This is a genomic window from Atopobacter sp. AH10 (assembly GCF_003664595.1).
Classification (GTDB): Bacteria; Bacillota; Bacilli; order Lactobacillales; family Aerococcaceae; genus Atopobacter.
In genome coordinates this window covers 79410-102975 of record NZ_QXPZ01000022.1, presented here as the reverse complement: position 1 = coordinate 102975, position 23566 = coordinate 79410, and the positions used below count along the sequence as shown (strand labels likewise).

At 38.5% G+C, this 23566-nt stretch carries 20 protein-coding genes and 1 riboswitch; of the genes, 17 read left to right on the top strand and 3 right to left on the bottom strand.

The features are described from left to right. Window positions 1-116: 116 nt before the first annotated feature. The 9 genes from D3H64_RS05660 to D3H64_RS10220 all read left to right on the top strand — a co-directional run bounded on the left by D3H64_RS05660 (window position 117) and on the right by D3H64_RS10220 (window position 10876). Window positions 117-872 carry a prolyl oligopeptidase family serine peptidase gene (locus tag D3H64_RS05660; protein ID WP_121565303.1) on the top strand — a complete coding sequence of 252 codons (756 nt, stop codon included), beginning with the start codon at window positions 117-119 and terminating at the stop codon, window positions 870-872. A 127-nt stretch (window positions 873-999) separates the two neighbouring features. Further along, window positions 1000-1296, top strand: a complete 297-nt coding sequence (locus D3H64_RS05655) for a metal-sulfur cluster assembly factor (RefSeq protein WP_233554895.1) — start codon at window positions 1000-1002, stop codon at window positions 1294-1296. Window positions 1297-2036: 740 nt separating this feature from the next. Beyond that, entirely contained in the window at window positions 2037-3428 is a 1392-nt protein-coding gene (locus D3H64_RS05645; RefSeq protein WP_121565300.1) for a Y-family DNA polymerase, read from the top strand. Then, a complete protein-coding gene (locus tag D3H64_RS05640; RefSeq protein ID WP_121565299.1) occupies window positions 3394-3759 on the top strand; it encodes a hypothetical protein in 366 nt (121 codons plus the stop codon). The genes D3H64_RS05645 and D3H64_RS05640 overlap by 35 nt, the downstream gene beginning before the upstream one ends. 260 nt (window positions 3760-4019) lie before the next feature. Next, window positions 4020-6635, top strand: coding sequence for an ATP-dependent chaperone ClpB (gene clpB, locus D3H64_RS05635; protein ID WP_121565298.1), 2616 nt, complete (start codon window positions 4020-4022; stop codon window positions 6633-6635). Between the two features lie 346 nt (window positions 6636-6981). After that, a riboswitch (Lysine riboswitch) is annotated at window positions 6982-7157 on the top strand. An 85-nt stretch (window positions 7158-7242) separates the two neighbouring features. Further along, window positions 7243-8856 (top strand): Na+/H+ antiporter NhaC family protein, encoded by a 1614-nt coding sequence (locus D3H64_RS05630; protein ID WP_121565297.1) that lies wholly within the window; start codon window positions 7243-7245, stop codon window positions 8854-8856. A gap of 311 nt (window positions 8857-9167) precedes the next feature. Continuing rightward, on the top strand, window positions 9168-9506 hold the full coding sequence (locus tag D3H64_RS05625; protein ID WP_121565296.1) for a hypothetical protein: 339 nt from the start codon (window positions 9168-9170) through the stop codon (window positions 9504-9506). Then, window positions 9493-10719 carry an MFS transporter gene (locus D3H64_RS05620; RefSeq protein ID WP_121565295.1) on the top strand — a complete coding sequence of 409 codons (1227 nt, stop codon included), beginning with the start codon at window positions 9493-9495 and terminating at the stop codon, window positions 10717-10719. Before D3H64_RS05625 ends, D3H64_RS05620 begins: the two co-directional genes overlap by 14 nt. Before the next feature lie 4 nt (window positions 10720-10723). Then, a complete protein-coding gene (locus D3H64_RS10220; protein WP_158589236.1) occupies window positions 10724-10876 on the top strand; it encodes a hypothetical protein in 153 nt (50 codons plus the stop codon). A gap of 270 nt (window positions 10877-11146) precedes the next feature. Here the strand turns inward: D3H64_RS10220 and D3H64_RS05615 are convergent, their stop codons facing one another. Next, complete coding sequence (locus tag D3H64_RS05615; RefSeq protein WP_121565294.1) at window positions 11147-13081, bottom strand: fructose-1,6-bisphosphatase; 1935 nt, start codon at window positions 13079-13081, stop codon at window positions 11147-11149. Between the two features lie 346 nt (window positions 13082-13427). Between D3H64_RS05615 and tgt the strand changes: the two genes are divergently transcribed. The 7 genes from tgt to D3H64_RS05580 all read left to right on the top strand — a co-directional run bounded on the left by tgt (window position 13428) and on the right by D3H64_RS05580 (window position 19537). Beyond that, the gene (gene tgt, locus D3H64_RS05610) at window positions 13428-14570 is read left to right on the top strand and encodes a tRNA guanosine(34) transglycosylase Tgt (protein WP_121565293.1); all 1143 of its coding nucleotides are present in this window, start codon (window positions 13428-13430) and stop codon (window positions 14568-14570) included. 135 nt (window positions 14571-14705) lie between these two features. Continuing rightward, on the top strand, window positions 14706-15077 hold the full coding sequence (gene yajC / locus D3H64_RS05605; protein ID WP_121565292.1) for a preprotein translocase subunit YajC: 372 nt from the start codon (window positions 14706-14708) through the stop codon (window positions 15075-15077). Continuing rightward, entirely contained in the window at window positions 15064-15345 is a 282-nt protein-coding gene (locus D3H64_RS05600) for a hypothetical protein (RefSeq protein WP_121565291.1), read from the top strand. The genes yajC and D3H64_RS05600 overlap by 14 nt, the downstream gene beginning before the upstream one ends. Before the next feature lie 76 nt (window positions 15346-15421). Next, window positions 15422-16588 (top strand): DNA polymerase IV, encoded by a 1167-nt coding sequence (gene dinB / locus D3H64_RS05595; RefSeq protein ID WP_121565290.1) that lies wholly within the window; start codon window positions 15422-15424, stop codon window positions 16586-16588. 197 nt (window positions 16589-16785) lie between these two features. Continuing rightward, on the top strand, window positions 16786-18090 hold the full coding sequence (locus D3H64_RS05590) for a DRTGG domain-containing protein (RefSeq protein ID WP_121565289.1): 1305 nt from the start codon (window positions 16786-16788) through the stop codon (window positions 18088-18090). A gap of 15 nt (window positions 18091-18105) precedes the next feature. Further along, window positions 18106-19068 (top strand): bifunctional oligoribonuclease/PAP phosphatase NrnA, encoded by a 963-nt coding sequence (locus D3H64_RS05585; protein WP_121565288.1) that lies wholly within the window; start codon window positions 18106-18108, stop codon window positions 19066-19068. 166 nt (window positions 19069-19234) lie between these two features. Next, window positions 19235-19537 carry a nucleotide pyrophosphohydrolase gene (locus D3H64_RS05580; RefSeq protein WP_121565287.1) on the top strand — a complete coding sequence of 101 codons (303 nt, stop codon included), beginning with the start codon at window positions 19235-19237 and terminating at the stop codon, window positions 19535-19537. Between the two features lie 43 nt (window positions 19538-19580). Here D3H64_RS05580 and zwf read toward each other — a convergent pair whose 3' ends face one another. Then, entirely contained in the window at window positions 19581-21005 is a 1425-nt protein-coding gene (zwf, locus tag D3H64_RS05575) for a glucose-6-phosphate dehydrogenase (protein WP_121565286.1), read from the bottom strand. A gap of 129 nt (window positions 21006-21134) precedes the next feature. Between zwf and D3H64_RS05570 the strand changes: the two genes are divergently transcribed. Next, window positions 21135-21896: a DUF1189 family protein gene (locus D3H64_RS05570; RefSeq protein ID WP_121565285.1), complete on the top strand. Its 762-nt coding sequence runs from the start codon at window positions 21135-21137 to the stop codon at window positions 21894-21896. A gap of 285 nt (window positions 21897-22181) precedes the next feature. Here D3H64_RS05570 and D3H64_RS05565 read toward each other — a convergent pair whose 3' ends face one another. Continuing rightward, the gene (locus D3H64_RS05565; RefSeq protein ID WP_121565284.1) at window positions 22182-23495 is read right to left on the bottom strand and encodes a DEAD/DEAH box helicase; all 1314 of its coding nucleotides are present in this window, start codon (window positions 23493-23495) and stop codon (window positions 22182-22184) included. Between the last annotated feature and the right edge of the window lie 71 nt (window positions 23496-23566).

Here is a 23566-nt window from a genome sequence, read left to right as displayed (position 1 = left end):
TGATACAATGAGTTACACTAAGTAGAAAAATGATAGCCTAAAAATTTTAAGCATATTTGCTTTATTTTAGCATATTTTACTTACTCTTCAAGGGCTGACTGAAGGAGGAATGGAGAATGATCTGTTTAACAGAAAAAGTGTTAGAAGGGATTCCTTTAATAGAAGCTGTTAGTGATCACTTGGAAGCTTCAACTGCTTTGCCGACCATTGTCCTATTTCATGGATTTGAGAGTCGTAGAGAATCGATGATGAATTGGGCAGTAGAACTCTGCCGTTTAGGGGCTCGTGTCATAGTTCCACTTGCAATCTATCATGGAGATAGAAATCAAAAAGATGTAACTTTTGATGATTTATGGGAGATAGTTGACCAGAATACAAGAGATTGTGAAGTGATCTATTCTACTTATCATCGACAAGGGTTAATTAAGGGCTTTGCTGTTGGCGGGCAAAGCATGGGCGGAATGACAACAGTAAAATGTATGTTGGCGCATCCTTTTATAGATGCGGGAGTGTGCCTAATGGGGTGTTTAGATCCTCTTGCTTATACAGTATGGGTGAGGGAAGTCTTGGCTACTAGTATGAAAACGATGGAGGCAAGTGAGCTTTTTGCTTTATTGGAACATTTGAGAGAAGCTTCTCTTCTTGACCATCCAGAAGCCTTAAGAGGGAGGCCTTTTTATATTTGGCATGATCAAGAGGATCCTTTAGTGCCTATTCGCTATAGTAAGGATACATTTGAACGCTATAAAACATATCCAGCCTTTGCTAGGACAAGCTACCATGAAAGTAGCGGACATGGACATCATGTGCCTTTTAGCGTTCTGGCTAGTGCTAGTCAATTTTTAGCAGAACATTTGAACATGAAACACTAACGGAAATAAGGAAAGAAAGGGGTATGAATTAATGGCAGAAAAAAAGAGTAATTCTCTTAATGGAGAACGTCATGATGAGGTTAAAGAGCACATTGCAGGAGCACGGTCTAAAGAAGAAGCAGTTGAAATGCGCGAAAAACTTTTAGCAGCTTTGGAAGCGGTGATTGATCCTGAACTAGGCGTGGATATTGTTAATTTGGGGTTGATTTATGGAGTGGATTTGAATGAAGAAGGCTTGTGTGAAGTCGAAATGACCTTAACCACCATGGGTTGTCCTTTAGTGTATGTTCTAACTGATCAAGTCAATAAAGCCCTAACCGCTTTGCCAGAAGTGAAAGATACTTCGGTTAAATTAGTTTGGTATCCAGCTTGGACACCAGAACGCATGAGTCGCTATGCAAGGATTGCTTTAGGGATTCGCTAAATAAATTTAGCTTAAGACTAGAAAAACTGCCTCTTATAAAGGGCGGTTTTTCTTTTCTGAGCGCTCAAGCTCGCACTTCTGTTGTCGTGTTCGATGTCGCAGCTCCTGTGGCCTAAGTCGCTTTTTTATGCCGGGCTTATTGCCCGTCAACAAAAGTTCCTTAGTGCTCGGAGCTAACCGCGACCTCTCACACTTCTGTTGTCGTGTTTGCTTGAGCAGGAGTGGCGTCCACTTCGCTATTTATCAGCGAGCGATTGCTTCGCTCTACTGCTAAATGCTCCAGTGATCCACTCCTAAACGCTCAAGCTCGCACTTCTGTTGTCGTGTTCGATGTCGCAGCTCCTGTGGCCTAAGTCGCTTTTTTATGCCGGGCTTATTGCCCGTCAACAAAAGTTCCTTAGTGCTCGGAGCTAACCGCGACCTCTCACACTTCTGTTGTCGTGCTTGCTTGAGCAGATCGGACGTCCTCTTCGCCTTTTGTCTGAAAGGTCTTTGTTGACCTTTCGCCAAAAGTCTCCAGAGTTTCCGATCTGAGCGCTCAAGCTCACACTTCTGTGTCGCAGCTCCTGTGGCCTAAGTCGCTTTTTTATGCCGGGCTTATTGCCCGTCAACAAAAGTTCCTTAGTGCTCGGAGCTAACCGCGACCTCTCACACTTCTGTTTTTTCACAGTTTGTTCGCTTGAAAGGAGGGAGAACGTATGTTCTAATGAATATAGAACATACGTTCTCCTTTTTGGGAGGTGATTGAAGTGGAGAATATTCAATTTGATTATGCGCTAGAACCTTCTCGAGATATTTTATGTATTGATTGCAAGAGTTTTTATGCGTCGACGGAATGTGTATTGAGAGGTTGGGATCCTTTAAGGACAGAATTGGTGGTGATGAGTTATCCTAGTCATCGTATGGATCAGAGAGCTAGTGGCTTGATTTTGGCTTCGTCTCCTGCAGCTAAAAGGGCTTATGGCATAGGCAATGTCAGTCGAGCAAGGGATCTCCCCTTTCCATATCCTCCTAGTTTAAAGATCGTTCCGCCTCGTATGCGTTTATATATGAAGATGAACCAGAAAATTAATCGTATTTATAAAAGTTATTGTGATGAAGAAAATCATCATGTGTATAGTGTGGATGAAAGTTTTTTGGATGTGACGAATGTATTGAAGTTATTTCAAGTAGATTCTCCTTTTGAATTGGCTCGGATGATACAGAGAGATGTCTTTTGCCAAACGGGTATTTACACGACAGTTGGCATAGGGGATAATCCACTTTTAGCGAAATTAGCCTTGGATAATGCAGCGAAAAAGAATGCAAATATGAAGGCTGAGTGGCGCTATCAGGATGTAGCTAGGACTATTTGGAAGATTCCAGAATTGACTGATTTTTGGGGTATTGGAAAAAAACAGGCTAAACGCTTAAACAACTTGGGGATTAGAAGTATTGATCAGCTCGCTCATAGCAATTATTTTTACTTGAAAGAGAGGATGGGAGTGATTGGCGCTCAATTATATGCCCATTCTTGGGGGATTGATCGAAGTTTTTTAGGGGAGACTTACGAGCCCAAGAGTCATAGTATTGGACACCAACAAATTTTACCTAGGGATTATGATAAAAAAGAAGAACTGGCGGTTGTTATAAAAGAAATGGCTGATCAAATTGGAACTCGTCTAAGGAAAGATGGACTAAAGGCAGAAGGGTTGACTTTACAGCTTATTTTTTCAAAGGGATATATAGATGAGGGGGATAGGACTTACCTTAAAAGACATATGACTTTAGAAGCTACTGCTCAAAGAAAAGACTTGATGAAAGTAGCCATGAAAATGTTTGATTCACTTTATCGAGGACAGGTTATTCGAGCGGTTGCTTTAACTGCAGATCGTCTGACTCGGAAAGAGTACCAACAATTGGATCTATTTACGCCTATTGAGTTGATTGAACAGGCTAAGAAAGTCGATGAGATAGTTGATCGTATTAGGCAACGCTATGGATTCAAGAAATTAGTGTATGCCCATTCCTTAAAAGAAGGTGGGCGAGCTATTGAAAGAAGTAGCCTAGTGGGTGGCCATGCTGGTGGGCTGTCTGGTTTAGAGGAGGAAAAGAATTTTGGGAAAAACTGGGAAAAGCTTTATCGACTATAATGTTTATCATGACCGTCCATTTGGTGTAAAGTGGGGAACTGCTTATGCGATGGAGGAATTGCTTTCGGCCATTGAGCTAAACCATCAAGAGGCTATTGCTGAAAGTAGTTTAGAGCCGGCTATGTCAGAAGAAGAGCTAGATCAGCTACTAACAGCCGCTTATTTAAAAGGAGAAGGGGTAGTGGTGTATCTTTTGGAAAAGGATGAGTTGGATCATCATAAGAAAGTTATTATTGGAGAGGTGAGAGGAAAAGTATCCGCAGACCAATTGATGATCGGGGATCAGCTAGTCGATTTTGAAGATATTTATCGGGTAGAGCGATTAAAGTAAGGCTAGGGAAGTTGGTAAAAATTTACCATTCTTGTTAGAAGGAAGAAGTAGACCAATTAAAGTCGTGCAAGCTGAGTTTGACCTTTAAAGGGAGATAATCTAAGATCTTATACCTTAGTTTGATAGATAGCGATGATAATAGTTGATACAACAATATTCTAGGACTTAAGACGGATTTTTTTAAAATGATATTTGATTAATCTTGACCTTTGACCTTAACGTGATATACTGTAAACAAGAAGAGAAGGGAGGATGATAGGATGGCGATTGATCAAATGACAACGACAATGCAACAAGCAATGGGGGATGCCCAACAAGTTGCGATAACTCGTCACCATCAAGCGATTGATATTCCGCATCTGTGGAAGATTTTTCTACAGCCAGATCATTTTGCTGCTCGCCTTTATGAGCGGGCTGGTGTGGACAAAGATTCCTTTACTCAAGTGGTGGACCGAGCTCTAGATAGAATTCCAGAAGTTGCTGGAGAATCTGTTCAATATGGGCAAACAATGAGTTCATCTTTATATCGCTTATTAACTGATGCTGATCAAATAAAAACAAGTTTCGAGGATGAATATCTTTCAACAGAAATTGTTCTCTTAGCTTTGTTTGATCAAAAGAACTCTGACTTGACTAAGTTTTTGGAGAGTCAGGGGCTAACAAAAGAAAAATTCAAAACATTGATTGAAGAAGTAAGAGGAGGCGAGCGTGTGGTCTCAGCTAATCAAGAAGAACAATACGAAGCTTTGAAGCAATATGCCATTAATTTGAATGAGCAAGTAAAGAGTGGCAAGCAAGATCCGGTGATCGGTCGTGATGCTGAAATTCGTGATGTCATTCGTATTTTGTCCCGTAAGACTAAAAATAATCCTGTTTTAATTGGGGCTCCTGGTGTAGGGAAGACAGCTATTATTGAAGGCTTGGCTCAACGTATTGTTAGGAAAGACGTCCCAGAAAATTTAAAAGGGAAAACAATTTATTCTTTAGATATGGGAGCTTTAATAGCTGGAGCTAAGTATCGTGGGGAATTTGAAGAGCGCTTGAAGGGTGTTCTAAAAGAAGTAAAGAAGAGCGAAGGGGAAATTATTCTCTTTATTGATGAAATTCATACTATAGTGGGTGCTGGGAAGACAGAAGGATCCATGGATGCAGGGAACTTGCTTAAACCAATGCTTGCACGTGGAGAACTTCACTGCATTGGGGCAACGACTTTAGATGAGTACCGGCAATATATGGAGAAAGATAAGGCACTTGAGAGACGGTTCCAAAAGGTTTTAGTTCAAGAACCTTCAGTAGAAGATACAATAAGTATTTTAAGGGGATTGAAGGAACGTTTTGAAATTCACCATAGTGTGAATATCCAAGATAACGCCTTAGTTGCTGCAGCAGTATTGAGCCATCGCTATATTACAGACCGTTACTTACCAGATAAGGCCATAGATTTAGTCGATGAAGCTTGTGCAACCATTCGGGTTGAAATGAACTCTATGCCATCAGAATTAGACCAAGTCACCAGGCGCTTGATGCAGTTAGAAATTGAAGAAGCTGCCTTGAAGAAGGAAACTGATGAAGGTTCTAAACGGCGCTTGGAGGCTCTTAAAGAGGAATTGGCTGATCTACGTGAGGAAAGCAATAAGCTAAAGAATCAATGGGAAGTTGAAAAACAAGCGGCTCAAAAATTGCGTGATAAACGGAAAGAATTAGATACAGCCCGTCACAATCTTGAAGAAGCTGAAGCCGACTATAATTTGGAACGTGCGGCAGAATTGCGTCACGGGATTATACCTCAATTAGAACATGAACTAAAAGCTCTTAATGATAAGGGTAAGGATGAGAACGTCGAACGTTTAGTTCAAGAATCTGTTTCGGATGATGAGATTGCTCGTGTTGTTGGACGACTGACCGGTATTCCTGTTAATCGTTTGGTAGAAGGCGAAAGAGAAAAATTATTGCATTTGTCAGATGATTTGCATAAACGGGTCATTGGGCAAGATGAGGCTGTACAAAAAGTTAGCGATGCAGTTTTACGCTCAAGGGCTGGTTTGCAAGATCCAAATCAACCAATTGGCTCATTCCTCTTCTTGGGTCCAACAGGGGTAGGGAAGACGGAATTAGCGAAAGCATTGGCAGAAAATCTTTTTGATGACGAATCCCATATGGTACGTATCGATATGAGTGAATACATGGAGAAATTTGCCGTGTCTCGTCTAGTTGGAGCCCCTCCAGGATATGTGGGTTATGAAGAAGGAGGTCAATTAACGGAGGCTGTTCGGCGTAATCCTTATACTATTGTCTTGTTGGATGAAATTGAAAAAGCGCATCCAGATGTCTTTAATATTCTTTTGCAGGTTTTGGATGATGGGCGCTTAACGGACTCTCAAGGGAACGTGGTAGATTTTAAGAATACTGTCTTGATTATGACAAGTAATATAGGTTCTCAATATCTTTTAGATGGAGTAGAAGCAGATGGCAGTATTTCTGAATCCAGTCGCCAAGAGGTTGAAAAGACTTTGAAACAAACCTTTAAACCTGAATTTTTAAACAGAATTGATGATACCATCTTCTTTAGCCCGTTAACGGAAGATAATGTGACTGGGATAGCTAAGAAGATGACTAAACTTTTAGCTGACCGCTTAGAAGATAGGAACATTCACTTAAGCTTTACTGATGCGCTTTATCATTTTATTGTTGAAAATGGATATGATCCAATTTATGGGGCTCGGCCAATTGCTCGCTTTATAACGAAGGCGATCGAAACGCCATTAGCGAAAGCTATCATCAAGGGGGATGTCTTACCTGAAACAAGTGTTGAAGTGGACGTTAAAGACGGAAAAGTTAGTTTTGTCACAATAGCAGATGCTGAATTAGAAAGTTAATCGTTATAACGTAAAAAAATACTTCACTCCTATGTCAATCAAGTCCAAAGAGGTGGATCTTGTATTTTCCCTCCCTCTTTGAGAGATGAATAAAGGGAGTGAAGTATTTTGGCTTTTGAAGGATGATAGAAAGACGAGTACATAATAAATCTATTCGAAAATTAGCCGATATTTTAAAGGATTTTACCTAAATTCTTTATGGAAGGAGAAGCATTACAAATAGTGAAGGAGAAGATAAGAGGGAAAAAAGGAATAATTAGACTAGTTTATTTTTAATAAATACTTGATATTAAATTAAAAAAAAATTATAATGAATCAAAAGAAATCACTAACGCTTGAAATTAGTCGACATGATAGAGGTGCGTGTTTCATCAGTAACTTTCATCTCTGGCCAACAGATGAAGGAGAAAGGGAAACACGCCGAGGGTTAAGTTGTTGAGGCCAAAGCGACTTAATACCGGGCCGTTGTAGAATATACTGCGGACTGTCGTTCTTTCAGTAGAACGTTGAGCTGTCATGCCTTTTGGGTTTTTCTTAATGGAGAGATTCAAAAGCCATGATGCTATCATGGCTTTTTTTGGGTAAATGGAAGAAAGGAAGATTTTTCATGACCACAAATAGAAATCTCGTTGGAGCGCTGATACTGGGACTTGTTGCTATAGGAGGGAGTTATGCTGTAGCGGCAAGTGGAATACCAACTCATGCCACATTTTGGGCGCTTGTCCCGCCTATTGTCGCTATTAGTTTGGCTTTGATCACTAAAGAAGTTTATCCTTCTTTGTTTACAGGTATATTGGTTGGAGCCATATTGGCCAGTAAGGGCTCTTTAGCTAAAACAATGGATCATGTTGTTAATGACGGCTTGATAAAGGCTGTTTCTGGGACAGCAGGTATTTTTCTGTTTTTGGTTCTCTTAGGGATGTTAGTTGCCCTAATTAACAAAAGCGGGGGAACTAATGCTTTTGGAGAATGGGCATCAAAGCATATTAAATCCCGTCGTGGCGCGCAGTTTGCAACATTTTTACTGGGAATATTAATTTTTATCGATGATTATTTTAATTGCCTTACAGTAGGCAGTGTGATGCAACCTATAACCAGCCGTTTTAATATTTCTCGTGCAAAATTGGCCTATATTATTGATGCAACTGCAGCACCAATATGTATGATTGCCCCAATTTCCTCTTGGGCAGCTGCAGTTTCTGGTTATGCAGAGGGGACGGGTATGAGTGGGATTACCATGTTTGTGAAAGCTATCCCCTATAATTATTATTCTCTCTTAACTTTGGTGTTTGTTATCGTGTTAATTTGGAGAAGAGACGATTTTGGCTCTATGCTTTCCTATGAAGAAAAAGCTATTCAAGGAGAGGATAGAAGTGCCTTAGTGGAGGAAGTTGAAATACAAAAGGGCGTTGATGCAGCTCACGTATTAGACTTAGTTTTACCTATCCTAGTTTTAATTGTAAATTCCGTTTTAGCTTTAATATATGTGGGCGGATTCTTTAATCCTAAGAGCGAATTTGTAGGAAATTTTGTAGGAGCTTTTGGAAATACAGATGCGACAGTTGCCTTGCCATGGGGAGCTATGATTACACTTCTCTTTACCATATCTTATTTACTAATAAGACGAGTTCTTAATTTCGATGAAGCCATGAATTGTTTAACACAAGGTTTTAATGCCATGGTATCCGCTATGATTATTTTGACGATGGCCACTTCCTTAAAAAATATTTCTAATGAATTATTGGGAAGTGCGGAGTTTGTAGGTCATGTCATGAGCGGAGTAGCAGGGAACTTGCAACTTTTCTTACCAGTTTGTATTTTTGTTGTAGCTTGCTTGTTAGCCTTTGCAACAGGGACAAGTTGGGGAACATTTGGTATTTTGATTCCAATTGTATGCTCGATGTTTACGGTAGAAGAACCACTATTCTTTATTAGCTTATCTGCCTGCTTAGCTGGGGCGGTTTGTGGGGATCATTGTTCACCTATCAGCGATACGACGATTATGTCTTCAGCTGGTGCAGCTTGTAAGCATGTGGTTCACGTATCCACTCAATTGCCTTATGCCTTGACCGTTGCTCTCGTGTCTGGAATGTGCTATATCATTGCCGGCTTTGTTCAAAACCCCTATATACCTTTGTTAGCAGGTATTTTAATGATTGTTGGGATATTAACTTTCTTAAAAGTTAAAGCAGGTGAAGATCCGGTTCGTGCAAAATTATAAGAAATTCATCTTGATGATTTAAACTATAAAAGACGTCATTTATGTCAAAGAAGTAATAGGCTTTGACTTAGATGGCGTTTTTTATCTATTAAGACTATATAGATTAATAATTGATGATGGCTATAGAGGGAATATAGAAAATAGATGAAAAAATAAGAATAAATAATTAATAAAAAGTATAGACATCTCATTTTTTTAAGTGTATACTTTAAAAAAGTATAAAGGAGGCTAGACAAAGAGGCTTATTCATTGCTAGAGATCTAAGTGCGGAGAGTTCTGTTTTAAAAGTACCTATTATCTCTAGAAATCAATTGCTTGTAGAACTTGAGTACAAGGGGAAAAAAGTAAAAACACTCATTGATTTAGCTGCAAATAGGTCGGTTATCTCTAAAGAATTACTTCAGAATAAGGAAATAGTTCGCTGTAGAAGAACGATTGTTTTAGGAATCAATGGGATTTATTTTCGTAAAATTCCAGAACTTAGAAATGTTAGATTTAGATTTGGAAAAGCTGATATTGTGATGGCGATGATTGATGTGAAAACTTTTTATTATCAGTGGCTCTTAAAATTAGGAATAGATGCCTTTAAAAAATATAAGCTCTATTGTGATAACAAGAAAAGGGAGGTTGTGTTGATTGAATCAGAATAAGTCTAAATTAATGTTGTTAACGGGCAATGCCTTAGGCCAATTTGGAAGTAGTATACTTTCTTTTGTTTTGGGCTTGTATATACTAAAAAAGTTAAAATCAGTTCTATTATATAGTGTTTCACAAATGATTGGCCCTTTAGCGGCTTTAGTTTTGTTACCTGTTTTAGGGGCTATAGTGGATAAATATAATAAAAATAGAATTATACGTGTATCCCAAATGATTAGTTGTTTAGCTATCATTAGTTTTATCTTAATCAATCGTTTAGGATATACTCAATTCATTTCGATTGTTTTACTGCTTATTGTTTTAAAATTATCAGATCAATTTTTATCCACGACATTAAACTCAGCAACAATTAGTATAGTCCAGGAGTCTGAGATCCAATCTTTTCGATCATCCTTACAGTTGATGCAGGCGCTAAGTATGGTGCTAAGCCCTATCATTGCCGTATTTATTTACGATAAATTTGCTTTGCTTGGTGTACTGTTGGTAGAAGTAGTCATGGAATTTTTAGTTCTGGTCATTTATTGGGGAATTGATTTCCGCCATCAAGAGACGAGAGAAGAGATTAAAGAGCAGAGTCTCCTTGCACTATTTAAATCAGGAATTCGCTTCATAGCTCAATATAAAAAAATTGTCTTTGGATTGGTTTTTGTTCTAGCGATAAACTTTATACTTGGTATTGTTAACGTAGGCTTGCCATTTTTACAGCTGAATATCCTAGCTTTATCGAATAAAGCTTTTGCCATTAATGATAGTATTTTAGCTATTGGTTTATTGTTAGGATCATTACTAACAGCTAAAATCCGATCCCAAAGAACGCTTAATATTGCTAGGCATGCGATTAGCTTAATCGCTTTAGCGACATGTGTATTAGGCTTATTTTTGCAATTAAATTTATCCAAAAGTATTTGGCCAGTAGTGATAGGGGGTTATTTCTTTATTCTAGGATTAGCTATTACTACCTGCAACATTCTTATATCTAGTTGGTCAATGGTGAAGATTCCACAAGAATTTCAAGGAAGAGTTTTTGCCGTCTTAAACGCACTCACACAGGTTTCTTTACCCCTAAGTATGTTGCTATTTGGCTACCTCTTTGATCTTGCTTCTAGTGTAGATATTTTTCTGACATCAGGTATTGCTTTATTAGTTGTCACATTTTTACTTCCTGGCTTATTTGGAATCAATTTACGTAGCGATGAATTGGAGTGATAGGATGAAAGTTAATGACATCTTACGCATTCTCGCTATTTCTCAGGATGAATGGGATTATTTTTCTCGATTGCTAGATATAAAAGCTAAAGAAGCATTGATGGATCATCTGCCATTTTTAAGCAAAGATAGCCTTGTGTGTTTAGCAAAAAAATAGGAGGAAGAAATAACTACGCTTCCTTTAATTTTAGATATTGGTCGAATTATATCAATTTTTATGCAGATATTTGTAGAAAATACCTTGCTTAGGAGCTTTTAGAATACTTTTACTCTGTGAGTAACGTCAGATAGCAGTTTTTAAAACTTGTAAATAGTAATAAGTTATTAAGGTCAAGATAAAAGCACGCTTTTTACCCATTCAGATGAGTGAGTAGCAAGCGTGCTTTTGCATTCTGTTGTCTATTGAGCTTTCTAGTGTTGCGCCTATTTAGATTAAATGTTCATCCAATAGGGCTTCTAGATCGCTTAATTGTTCCTGCAGTTGCTGACCTATAGTGGTATCTTTAACCAGTTTCCTTTTAGCCACATGATCAACAACTCTTCTGGTATTTAAGACATCGATTTCGGATTCAACGGCTTTTTGTAAGGATTCAAAAGGCTTATGAGTGGCGATTTGTAAACCATAAGAGTTATACAATAAAGTATACCCAGCTATACCCGTTTTAGCTTGATAGGCCTTAGAGAATCCACCGTCGATGACAATCACTTTGCCATTTGCCTTGATCGGGCTTTCGCCTTTTATTTCTTGAACAGGAGTATGACCATTGATTAGGTGGGCATCTTCTGGTACCAAACCGAAGTCCCAAAAAAGCTTGTTGGCAAATTCTTCAGAATTTCGCCAAACATAGTAAGGGTTCTTTTCTTCTACATGGGTAGATTTATCTTTAATGTAGTATCGTTCAAAGGTCTTCATGGCTCGTTTACCAAATAAAGTAGAGCCTTCCCCTGTCCAAAGGTACCAGCAAACATCTGTAGCATAGTCATCAGTTATTTCAGGATGTTGGTAAGCATAGAAAACATATTCTCGATACTTATCCATTAAAGCACGACCTTTGTAGCAATGCCCTTCAAGGCAAACGGACATGTAGTCACGATCCTCATTCATTGGGATGCAGCCGTGCAAGAGGAGGTTACCATTGTAAATAGTATAGAGGTCACCCTTTTGGAAAAGGAAATCCATATGTTTTTTGAGTAGGGGACTATGTTGAAAGCGCCGCAATAGTCCTTCCATTAAACTATTTTCTTCGCTTGTTAACTCAAGCGGATGGTCCGGGTCAACGGTTGGAAAGTGTGATAGGTCTATAGGATGAATTTTGCCATCAATGGATATTTCTCCCTTTTTGAAATTGATGCGAGAGAGGAGGTCACGATTTTCCATTTTAAATTCTGGGCGTCGTTTGATAATATGCCCCTCTAATTTGAATTGGATGACGGCCATTGCTCGTTGGAGTTTGGCTGCTCTTTCCATTTCTTCTTGATCGAAGCTGCTTTCATAGGCATTAGATTTAGGGATAAAGTCTGGGTGAACGCTATAATATTTTTCGGCAAATAGGAAAAGAGGGCGTAAGTTAATCCCATAAGCATCTTCTAGAATACCGAGATTTTGATAGCGAGCACATATCCGAACGACATTGGCCAGGCAGACTTTAGATCCAGCATAAGCTGCCATCCAAATCATATCGTGGTTTCCCCATTGAATGTCTAAGGAATGATAGTTGATTAAGGCCTCCATTATTTTGTCTGGATAAGGGCCACGATCGTAAATATCTCCTACGACATGCAAATGGTCGATGACGAGACGTTGGATGACATAGGAAAGACAGGTAATAAATGATTTGCCATGACCTAATTGAATTATGTCATCAATTATTTGCTTATAATAAGCTTCTTTATCAGCTATGCGTTTGTCACAGTATAAAAGTTCTTCTATAATATATTGATAACGATCAGGTAAAGCTTTCCGTACTTTTGAGCGTGTGTATTTGATGGAACAAAAACGAGTAAAATCAATTAAGTGGTCAATAATAGTTGCGTAAAAGTCTTCCAATTCTTTTTTTGACCTGCTATTTTCTTCTACTAGAGCTAGCTTTTCTTCGGGATAAGCGATTATAGTAGCTAAGAGTTGTTTCTTACTTTCAGTCAGTTGGTCTTTGAACAAATCATCTATTTTTCCACGAATACTCCCAGATCCATTGCGGAGAACATGATTAAAAGCATCATATTCACCATGGATATCACTGAGGAAATGTTCTGTCCCTTTTGGAAGCTTAAGAATAGCGTTTAGGTTAATAATTTCGGTAAAGACATCTTGTTGACTTTTGAATTGACTAGCGAGATAACGCAAAAATGGACGGTAAGCCATTTAAGAACCTCCTTTTAGTAAATCTGACCAAAGTATAACACAAGTAAATAGGAAACGCTCTCAATTAAAAAGGGAAAAAGTAGAGAGAAAATAGGGCTCTTGTTGTTAGCATAAGCAATTTCCTGAAAAGGATTCACAAAAATTATTTTTCAATGAATAAAGCATGCGATGTATGGCCGTTTTCTCATTAAGCTAAGCAGGTTTTGTAGAAGAGGTGGATTAGGCGGATGCCTGACTTTTTGCTATAATATAAGGGATCAAGCAATGTCTTAAAGAGCTTGTTGTAATTTTGTGTAGAAAAGTCTAGGATTAAAGGGCTTATTTAGATAGTAGAGAGGGGAAAGATATGGAGCATGCCATAAAATACCGATTGATCAAAAAAGAAAAACATACTGGTGCACGTTTAGGGGAATTAATTACGCCTCATGGGACTTTTGAAACACCGATGTTTATGCCAGTGGGGACATTGGCGACTGTTAAGGCTGTTTCTCCAGAAGAATTGAAGGCGATGGGGGCGGGAGTCATCCTGAGTAATACCTATCATCTGTGGTTGCGTCCAGGACCAGATATTGTAGAAGAAGCTGGTCACTTACATCAATTTATGAATTGGGATCAAGCTATTTTAACGGATTCTGGTGGTTTTCAAGTCTTTTCATTAAGTGATAACCGCCAATTAACAGAAGAAGGCGTGCATTTTAGAAACCATTTAAATGGGGCTAAGATGTTTCTGTCTCCTGAAAAAGCCATTCAAATCCAACACAAGCTAGGGTCTGATATTATGATGTGTTTGGATGAATGCCCGCCATTCGATAGTACGACAGATTACATGCGACATTCGATTAATCGGACGACAAGATGGGCCGAAAGGTGTTTAAGGGCGCATGACAGACCTGAAAAGCAAGGTTTATTTGGTATTTTGCAAGGTGGCGGAGATAAGGAACTTCGTTTGCAACATGCTAAAGATATGATAAGTTTGGATTTCCCAGGTTATTCTATTGGAGGCCTTTCAGTAGGGGAACCAAAAGCTGATATGTATCGGGTTTTAGATTTCTTAACGCCAGTTATGCCAGAAAATAAGGCTCGCTATTTGATGGGGGTAGGGTCGCCTGATGCCTTAGTTGAAGGAGCTATAAGAGGAATTGATATGTTTGATTGCGTTTTGGCAACTCGTATTGCTCGAAATGGAACCTGTATGACTAGTCGTGGGCGTTTAGTGGTGAAAAATGCAAAGTTTGAACGAGACTTTACGCCGATCGATGACCAATGTTCCTGCTACACTTGCCAGCATTATACGAGAGCCTATGTTCGTCACCTCTTTAAAGCAGATGAAACTTTTGGCTTGAGATTAACCAGTATTCACAATCTTCATTTTTTATTGAATCTTATGAAACAAGTACGTCAAGCCATTCGAGAAGATAATCTTCTTGAATTTAAAGAATATTTCTTTGAACAATATGGCTTGAACGTGGAAAATCCTAAGAATTTTTAATATATAGATAGAAGGCCTTATTTTATTTGCTTAGAGAAGTAAATAAAGCCAATGGTCTAGTAACAAAGCTAGTAATTTCTTTTGATTTTTGCTAGCATAGAGATGTATTACAGTCTAATTGAGGAGTTGTTGTTGATGAATAGAACCTTATACACACTAGTTATGTACGCTTTGCTATTTTTGGGATTGTACTTTTTCCTGATTCGTCCTCAAAAGAAAAGGGTAAAAGAAGCTCAAAATATGTTGAATGAGTTAGAATTAGGGGATACTATCGTGACCATCGGAGGCCTTTATGGGGTGATTTCCGAAATTGATGAAACAGCAGGAACAATTGTTTTAGAATGTGATGGGATCTATTTGACCTTTGATCGTCGAGCTGTTCGTCAAGTCATCAGCAAAGCAGAATCTAAACGGACAACTTCTGTAGAAGATTTGAAACCTGAAGAAGACCAAGACGCTAAAAGTGAAGGATCTCCTTCTGTAGCTGATGAAGATGAACAAGACTAAAAATGAAGATTGGCCACTTCTCATGGAATGGTTGGCCTATAAAGCAAAATGTTGGCAAGCTGCAGGCCATACTGATGCCACTGTAGAGGGTTTAGAAGATTGGCTGAAGTACAAATGTCAAAAGTTAGAGAGAGGAGATTTTTCTGAATTAGTAGGAGAAATAATCCTCTTGACTCCAAACTCTTGGCATGATTATGTGGCCTTGTCTTTTCAAGTTTTAGATGTTCCTCGATTGGAGGACATGGACTTGTCTCAATTATTGTCTTAGCCAGAATGGGTCATTCTGGCTTTTTTTAGTGGCTGTATCGAACTTTTGGATAGTCTGAGAAAGGGAGCTTGTGAGCATGGAGGATAATAAAACGAATTTTCAATACGGCATCTTATCTTTTCCATTGCCAGATAAAGCCAGTCATCGACGCATTTTGCATGTGGACATGGATGCTTTCTATGCCTCAGTTGAGATCCGTGATAATAACAGTTTAAGAGGAAAGGCTGTTGTGATTGCTAGACACCCTAAAGAAACAAATGGGAGAGGTATAGTGAGTACCTGCAACTATATTGCTCGTCAGTATGGGATTCATTCGGCTATGTCAGCGCAGGAAGCCTACGAAAGATGTAAAGAGGCAGTCTTCATTCCAACACGTCATGCCTATTATCGAGAGGTAAGTCAACAAATCAGAGAGATTTTTAAGAGATTTACAGACAAGATAGAAGTGGTGTCCGTGGATGAAGCTTATCTTGATGTCACGACAAATTTTTATCAAGAAGCTTCTGCGCAAAAGATTGGTCAAAAAATTCAATATGATATTTATAAGGAATTACACTTAACTTGTTCAGTCGGCGTCTCCTATAATAAGTTCTTAGCTAAAATAGCTAGTGATTATGAAAAACCAGCTGGCCTTACCGTTATTCCAGCTGAAACAGCTGAAGAATTTCTTGAAAAATTAGCTATTGGCAAGTTCCATGGAGTAGGGAAAAGCTTGGAAAGTAAACTTCTTCAGGCAGGTGTTACTAGTGGGAAAGAGCTTAAGGCTTTGTCTTATGCTGATCTAGTGGATCACTATGGGAAAATGGGTAGAGATCTCTTTTTTCGGGTGAGAGGCATTGATAGAAGAGAGGTAAAAGCTAGTCGAAAAAGGAAATCCATTGGAAAAGAAAGAACCTTTGCCCCTATTCTCTTGACTCATGAAGAATTGTATCGAGTCATGAAAGAGATGACGGAAGAGGTTGAGGCTTTAGTCGATAAATATCAAGTGAATTATAAGACGGTGGCCATTAAGTTTCGCTATAAAGATTTTTCAACCCATAGTAAGCAAACCCCTTTTGTCTTCTGGGGAGAAAGGCGTTGGCAACTTTATCGTGTGGCAAAAGGCTTGATTGATGAAGTGATAGATGTTAATAGAGGCATCCGACTTTTAGGAGTCACTGTGATGGACTTTGATGAGCTAATTGAAGAACAGGTCAATTTGCCTTTAGACGACAAAAGAGATACAGATTTCACAAAAAAGTAACTACAGAATACGCGTATTATCTTATTTTATAATGAAGCGTAATCAAAAAAAGCATGGAACATTTTGACACATGGTGACATGCTTTTTTTTAGGTATAGGACTTATGAAATTTGACAAAAAAGTCATAGAAACTTGATAAGAAAGGGCTTTTGTTTTATGATGGATTTATCGAACATGCGAAAGCAAGGAGTAGAAGGATGTCAAAACACCATCAAATTTTAGAATATATTGAATCTCTACCAGTTGGCAAAAAGATCTCTGTTCGATCTATCGCTAAAACGATGGACATGAGTGATGGTACAGCATATCGTGCCATTAAAGAAGCAGAGAAAGAAGGCTTAGTTTCGACCATAGAACGAGTGGGAACTATTCGGATTGAGTCAAAAAAAGATCGGTTAATTGAACAATTGACCTTTGAAGAAGTGGTTAACATTACCGATGGAGAGGTTTATGGGGGGCAAGTCGGTCTTAAGCAACCCTTGGAACGTTTTGTTATTGGTGCCATGACAGTCGAAGCCATGGAACGCTATTTAATAGAGCATGGGATTATGATTGTCGGTAATCGCAGAGATGCTCAGCGCAAGGCTTTAGAAAATGGGATGGCAGTTCTCATCACTGGGGGATTTGAACCCGATCATGATTTAATCGATCTAGCGAATTTAAAGGGCTTACCTATTATTGGAACAGCCTATGATTCTTTTACCGTTGCATCAATTTTGAACAAGGCTATGATGAACCAATTGATCAAGAAAAAGGTAGCCCTTGTATCGGATATATATACTCCTTTAAAGGATACTGCAGTTTTATATCCAGATGATACAGTTAAAGATTACCATCATCTGAGTATGACGACTGGCCACTCTCGTTTCCCTGTAGTTCATCATGATAATCGTTTGATTGGTATTATTACAGCCAAAGATACAGTAGGTAAATCGAATCGCACTACCTTGGATCGTGTCATTACGAAAGATCCTGCTTATACCAAAATGACCTCTACAGTTGCTAGTGTGGCGCACTTGATGATTTGGAATAGTTTAGAATTGCTACCTGTTGTCGAGGATAAGTTAACTTTATTGGGGATTCTTTCTAGAGAAGATGTCATGAAAGCCATGCAAACCTCACAAAGGCAACCTCAAAACACCAATACTGTAGAAGAATTGGTAATGGAAAGTCTTAGTAATCCACAGCCCGATGCTATGATTTATAACTACCATGTTACCCCACAAATGACCAGTCAGATGGGCACCTTATCCTTTGGTGTCTTGTGTGAGTATGTAGCTATTGCAACGCATGAACAAGTTTTTCAAAGCTTTACCGCGCGTTCTGTGATTGATGAAATGTCAATTCACTATTTCAGAATGATTCAAATTGATTCTGATGTAAGGGTGAAATTAGGTGTTTTAAATACCTCTAGACGGGCGATTCGCTATGATGTTGATATATTTGTGAACAATGAATTGCATGCTAAAGGATACGTTAGTGTACAATTAATGGACAAGTAGAAAGTGAGAAGATGTATGACAGATACAAAAGCCTTAGAATTAGCTATTTTTCAAGCTATAGAATCTTACAATACCATTATTATCCATCGGCATGTAAGACCTGATCCAGATGCTTTGGGCTCTCAAGGTGCTTTAGCTAGTGTGATTCGAGCCACTTATAAAGACAAGGCTGTATACACTGTAGGAGAAGGAACTGCTGATTTACCTTTTATGCAAGTAGAGAGTGATGATATTTCTGAAGGTCATTACCAACAAGCTTTAGTTATCGTCTGCGATTCTGCAAACCAAGAAAGAATAGATGACCAACGTTATCTTTTAGCTGAAAAGATTATTAAAATTGATCATCATCCTAATACTGACCCTTATGGTGATATTAGCTGGGTGGATCCAAGTATGAGTTCGGCGAGTGAAATGGTCGCTAAGTGGTGTAAGGACTTCGAGGATCAATTGATTATTCCTCAAAAAGCAGCTCAACAACTCTATTATGGCATTATAGGAGATACTGGTCGCTTTCTTTACGATGCAACGAGTGATCACACCTTCGAAATGGCCGCCTATTTAAAGAGAAAAGGGGCAGATCCAGCAAGTGCCGGAAGAGATTTAGACCAAATAAGTCCAGAAGTTGCCCAATTGTTGGCCTATGTTCTTGAAGAAGCGAAGATTAGCCCTAATGGTTTGGCCTATGTGACTTTGACAGAATCACTTTTAAGGCGGTTCAAAGTTAGCGAGGCTGATTCTAGTCAAATAGTTCCTTATTTAGGGAAAATTTCTACGGTTAAAGCCTGGATTGTATTTGTGCAACAAAAAGATGGTTCAACTCGTTGTCGGATGAGGTCAAAAGGAGTAGTCATTAATGACATTGCTAGTCAATTTCGTGGGGGAGGACATCCTTTAGCGAGTGGGGCGAAAGTTTTAAATGATGAAGAGAAGAGAGCTATTATAAAAGCAGTAGACAAGAAGTTGGCTCAAGAAGTCTAAGGGATTTGTCTATTCATTTAACCAAATATAAAGAGCCATAAACATCAAGTATGGCTCTTCTTATCTGTATAAAAGAAATATGCGGAAATGATTAGCTCCTTCAACAAGAGTTAGTTTAAGAAGATTCCTTGAACTTGTAAGGATAAAGAAAGAAGAAGGCCTAAGTATGGATATAATGGAGGAAATCAATAAATTTAGAGATGAAAGGAATTGGCGACCTTTTCACAATGAAAAAGATTTAGCCCTATCTATCTGTTTAGAGGCAGCGGAATTACTGGAAATTTATCAGTGGAGGACAGCTGAAGAGGGTAATCAGGATTTGGAGCATTTGAAAGAAGAAATCGCGGATGTCCTGATATACACTTATATGATGGCTGATAATCTAGGGCTTAATAGAGATGCCATCATTCGCGAAAAATTAAAGAAGAACGCTATTAAATATCCTGTCGATGATTGTGATTTAAAATAACTAAAAAAGAGTGCTGGGATCTGCCATGCACTCTTTTATTATTTTACAACCAATATCTACCGTCTTTTTTGAGCAAATCTTGACTGGCTTTTGGGCCGTCAACAAAATCTTTGTATAAGTATAAAGGAGCATTTCCTTTTTTCCAAGCTTCCAGAAGGGCATCGATATAGAGCCAAGAAGCTCTAACTTCTCCCCAATGAGTGAAGTTTGTATTATCTCCGATCAATGCATCATGGATTAATCGCTCATAGGCTTCTGGACTAGCGGTTTTCACTTGATCAGGATGCATGCTCGATAGAGAGCTTTCTTCCAATTTGGTGGATTGGCCTTCTTCTTTGGTGTTTAAACGCAAAGTAAAACCTTCGTAAGGGGAGATATGGATGGTAAGAACATTTGGAACAGGTTGGCTCTGGCTAAAGAGGTTACTTTCTACGTTTTTGAAGACAACGTGGATAGTCGTCTCTTTTTGTGCCATCTTTTTACCTGTTCGAACATAGAAAGGGACTCCAGCCCAACGGAAATTGTTGATTGCTAATTTAGCAGCCACAAATGTTTCTGTTTGGGAGTTTTCATCTACACCTTGTTCTTTGCGATAGTCTTCATATTGCCCACGAACAGTGTTTTTTAAGAAGTCTTCCGGGCTAGGGAGTTTTAAGGCGTTGAGAACCTTTACTTTCTCAGCTCTGATATCTTGTCCGGAAAGGCTATTTGGAACCTCCATGGCTAACAAGGAAAGAATTTGAAAAATATGATTTTGAACCATATCGCGCAAGGCACCACTTTTATCATAGTAGCCAGCTCTTTCTTCTACACCTATTTTTTCACTCAAGGTAATTTGGAAATGATCAATATAGTGGTGGTTCCATAAAGAAGTGAAAATAGAATTCGCAAAGCGGACTGAAAAAATATTTTGAATCATTTCTTTGCCTAGGTAATGGTCAATACGGAAAATTTCTTCTTCATCAAAGTGTAAGGCAAGTTGATCATTCAGTTCTTTGGCTGAAGCAAAATCGTGGCCAAAAGGTTTTTCGATGATTAAACGAGTATAACCGGATGTTTCTGTAAATCCCATATGATCCAAGTAATAAGTAATAGTCCCGAAGTGTTCAGGGGCCATAGCCATATAGAATAGACGATTGCCTGCTAAAGAAAATTGTTGATCTAATTGATCAACCTTACTTTTTAAAATAGTATAATGGCTTTCGTCATGAATATCATGAGATTGATAGAAGAAATGCTCGGAGAATGCTTTTCGATCCTCTTGACTACCTGCTTCTTTAGAGATAGATTCCACAACTTTTTCTCGGAAGTAACTATCTGACCATTGGCGACGAGCTGTTCCCAAAATGGCAAAGTGCTTGTTGAGGTAGCCCTTTAGAAATAGATTATAGAGGGCAGGGTATAGTTTACGTGAAGCTAAATCCCCTGTAGCCCCAAATAGGACGATCAAGGTATGATGTTCAGACATATATCACTGGGCTCCTTTCTTTTTGATCAGTAAATAGTTTAAACAAAAAATGACGCTTGGTCAATCTTTCTTGCTTGGGAATTGCAATCTCTCACCAAGTTAGCTAAACTATTGAAGAAAGGAGATAATATGCTAAGACTAATTCGTATAATATTGATGCAACCTCATCGTTTGAATGAAGCACTAGTACAAGTGAAACCTACATATCGTCAGCTCTTTTTCCGATTAGTATTGGTAATGATGCTGCCTATTCTTGTTCAAAGCTATCAAGTGACAGAACATATAAAATCCGATATTGGGCAAATCCAGCAAACGATACCGGCTTTTACTTTAAAAAATGGTGAACTTTCTTTTAATAATCCCAAACAAAAGCCTTATGTATTTTTAGGTGATTACTTTAATTTGCTGTTTAACCCGTCTGACAAGAATGTTCGCCTTTTACATAAGGATAAACAAGCGAGTATTATTTTTACAAAAGAAAAAGTGATGATAGAGCCGGCGGGGAAAAGTTATGTTTATAAAGACTATCCTCGTTTGACAGATGGAATGTTGAGGCAGATGTTAGTGTTGCTGAAAGAAAGTTCATTCGAGTATCTCTTTTTCCTTTTGGGGATAGCCTTTGTCCTTTGCTATATTAGTATGATCTTCTTGCAATTTGTTTATCGGATGCTCTTTACTTTTATTGCGATGACTTTGGGGATGAGAGCTGCTCCATTTATTGTGCAAAGGATGACGGCTTCCTTGAGTATTTTACCCATCATACTTGTTTCTATTTGGAATTGTTTCTTCCATATGTCCTGGTCTTATTTTGGAGTAGGGCTTGTACTGTTTGCTCTAACTTGCTACTATGTCCTATTCAAGACGAGAAAATATCAGATCAAGATGAAATAAGAATCAATTATCCAAAGACTTGCTGTCATTGAAATAGATTGTATTTAGATGATGAATAAACTTCTGGATGACCGATAGAGGTCTTGATATAGAAAACTGTATCTTTCAATTGAACATCATCTTGGAGCAATCAGTTATAACTAGTAGTAAAAACGAAAGAATATAGATCAAAAAACGCATGACTCTTCTCTATGACTTTACTTTTCTAAGTGAAGTCATGTGAATCATGCGTTTATTTTGTCTATAGTTCTAGCAGCTAATCAAGAGACAAAAGGAAGTCTTAACTTACTTTCCCCTTTTCTTTCTTAATCGTCTGTTTTTCCTTTTTTCATTTTCAACTTTTAGAGTGATTTTCCGCTTGTAGCCAGGCTTAATGTTTTTCTTTTTCTTCTTAATGAAGCCACGAGTTTCAGTTGAAAGGTCATCCAAGGCTTGCCTTCGTGTTCTTTCGCGATTATCTCTTAGGCTGACTTTTACTAATTCATTATTTTTCCATTCGACATGTTGAAAGACTATACCTTTAGATTCTAGCCATTGAATATCTTTTTCGTCGTCAGGGTGGAAGAAGGTGTATGCAGTTCCTTGCAAGCCTAAACGCCCGGTCCGGCCTACTCGATGAATAAAGAATTCTAATTCTCCAGGTAAATCAACATTAACGACATGGGAAATCTCTGGGATATCCAAGCCTCTTGAAGCTAAGTCACTAGCGACGACATATTGGAAGTCTAATTGCCGAATACGCTTCATTATTCTTTTGCGTTCACGATTATCTAAATCACCATGCAAAGTGGCAACGGTCAAGCCTCGTTCTTTTAGGGCTTTTGCGACTTCATTCACTTTTTTGATAGTGCTAGCGAAAATAATGACCAAAAACGGGTGCCCCATTGTTAAGAGTTGATAGAGTAGATCCATCTCGTTATGACCTTTTGTGTGGACAAGGTAGTTGCTGACAGGACAAGCAACTTGATTTACTCCTTCTGAACGAATGATTTTTGGACGGTTCATGTATTTGTCTAAAAATTGCTGTAAGGCTTGAGGCATGGTGGCGCTAAAAGCATAGAAATGAACATTAGCTTTTAATCGACTAGCAATAGCATCTAAATCGTCTAAAAAACCCATATCCATGGTCATATCTGCTTCATCAACAACAAAATGGTCTGCGTATTGAATGAGAAGGGCGTTTTCTTTCATCAGATCTAATAGACGACCGGGTGTAGCAATGACAACATTAGGAGCTTTTTTGTTTAAACGATCGATTTGTTTTTGTTTATCCACTCCGCCAACGCAAAGTTCAATTGAAATGGCTTCTTGTCGAAAAGAGGCTAATTCATTAGCCATCTGGTAAAGTTGTTCTGCTAATTCACGGCTTGGTGAGGTAATAACTAGTTGACAATGGGGTAATTGAGGGTCAATTTGGCTCAAAAGTGGCACTAAGAAAGAGTGAGATTTCCCAGACCCAGTTTGAGATTGCCCGATTAAGGAGTGTTGCGCCAAAATTTCTGGGATAACAGCTTCCTGAATAGGGGTTAATTCTTCAAAATGAAGAGAGCGCAAAGCCTCTTGCATAAATTCAGGTAAATCGAGTTCTTTAAATTTCATTCAGTAAAATCCTTTCGCTAAAATCTTTCCTAACTAGCTTGGCCTTATAAGGGTCATTATAACATTGCCAT

Excerpts from the sequence above, each read along its gene's own strand:
- D3H64_RS05600 (WP_121565291.1), top strand. The coding sequence starts at position 15,064 with ATGAACAAGACTAAAAATGAAGATTGGCCACTTCTCATGGAATGGTTG.
- D3H64_RS05580 (WP_121565287.1), top strand. The coding sequence starts at position 19,235 with ATGGATATAATGGAGGAAATCAATAAATTTAGAGATGAAAGGAATTGG.
- D3H64_RS05630 (WP_121565297.1), top strand. The coding sequence starts at position 7,243 with ATGACCACAAATAGAAATCTCGTTGGAGCGCTGATACTGGGACTTGTT.
- dinB (WP_121565290.1), top strand. The coding sequence starts at position 15,422 with ATGGAGGATAATAAAACGAATTTTCAATACGGCATCTTATCTTTTCCA.
- D3H64_RS10220 (WP_158589236.1), top strand. The coding sequence starts at position 10,724 with ATGAAAGTTAATGACATCTTACGCATTCTCGCTATTTCTCAGGATGAA.
- yajC (WP_121565292.1), top strand. The coding sequence starts at position 14,706 with ATGAATAGAACCTTATACACACTAGTTATGTACGCTTTGCTATTTTTG.
- D3H64_RS05570 (WP_121565285.1), top strand. The coding sequence starts at position 21,135 with ATGCTAAGACTAATTCGTATAATATTGATGCAACCTCATCGTTTGAAT.
- tgt (WP_121565293.1), top strand. The coding sequence starts at position 13,428 with ATGGAGCATGCCATAAAATACCGATTGATCAAAAAAGAAAAACATACT.
- D3H64_RS05585 (WP_121565288.1), top strand. The coding sequence starts at position 18,106 with ATGACAGATACAAAAGCCTTAGAATTAGCTATTTTTCAAGCTATAGAA.
- D3H64_RS05590 (WP_121565289.1), top strand. The coding sequence starts at position 16,786 with ATGTCAAAACACCATCAAATTTTAGAATATATTGAATCTCTACCAGTT.
- D3H64_RS05660 (WP_121565303.1), top strand. The coding sequence starts at position 117 with ATGATCTGTTTAACAGAAAAAGTGTTAGAAGGGATTCCTTTAATAGAA.
- D3H64_RS05565 (WP_121565284.1), bottom strand. The coding sequence starts at position 23,495 with ATGAAATTTAAAGAACTCGATTTACCTGAATTTATGCAAGAGGCTTTG.
- D3H64_RS05655 (WP_233554895.1), top strand. The coding sequence starts at position 1,000 with ATGCGCGAAAAACTTTTAGCAGCTTTGGAAGCGGTGATTGATCCTGAA.
- clpB (WP_121565298.1), top strand. The coding sequence starts at position 4,020 with ATGGCGATTGATCAAATGACAACGACAATGCAACAAGCAATGGGGGAT.
- D3H64_RS05615 (WP_121565294.1), bottom strand. The coding sequence starts at position 13,081 with ATGGCTTACCGTCCATTTTTGCGTTATCTCGCTAGTCAATTCAAAAGT.
- zwf (WP_121565286.1), bottom strand. The coding sequence starts at position 21,005 with ATGTCTGAACATCATACCTTGATCGTCCTATTTGGGGCTACAGGGGAT.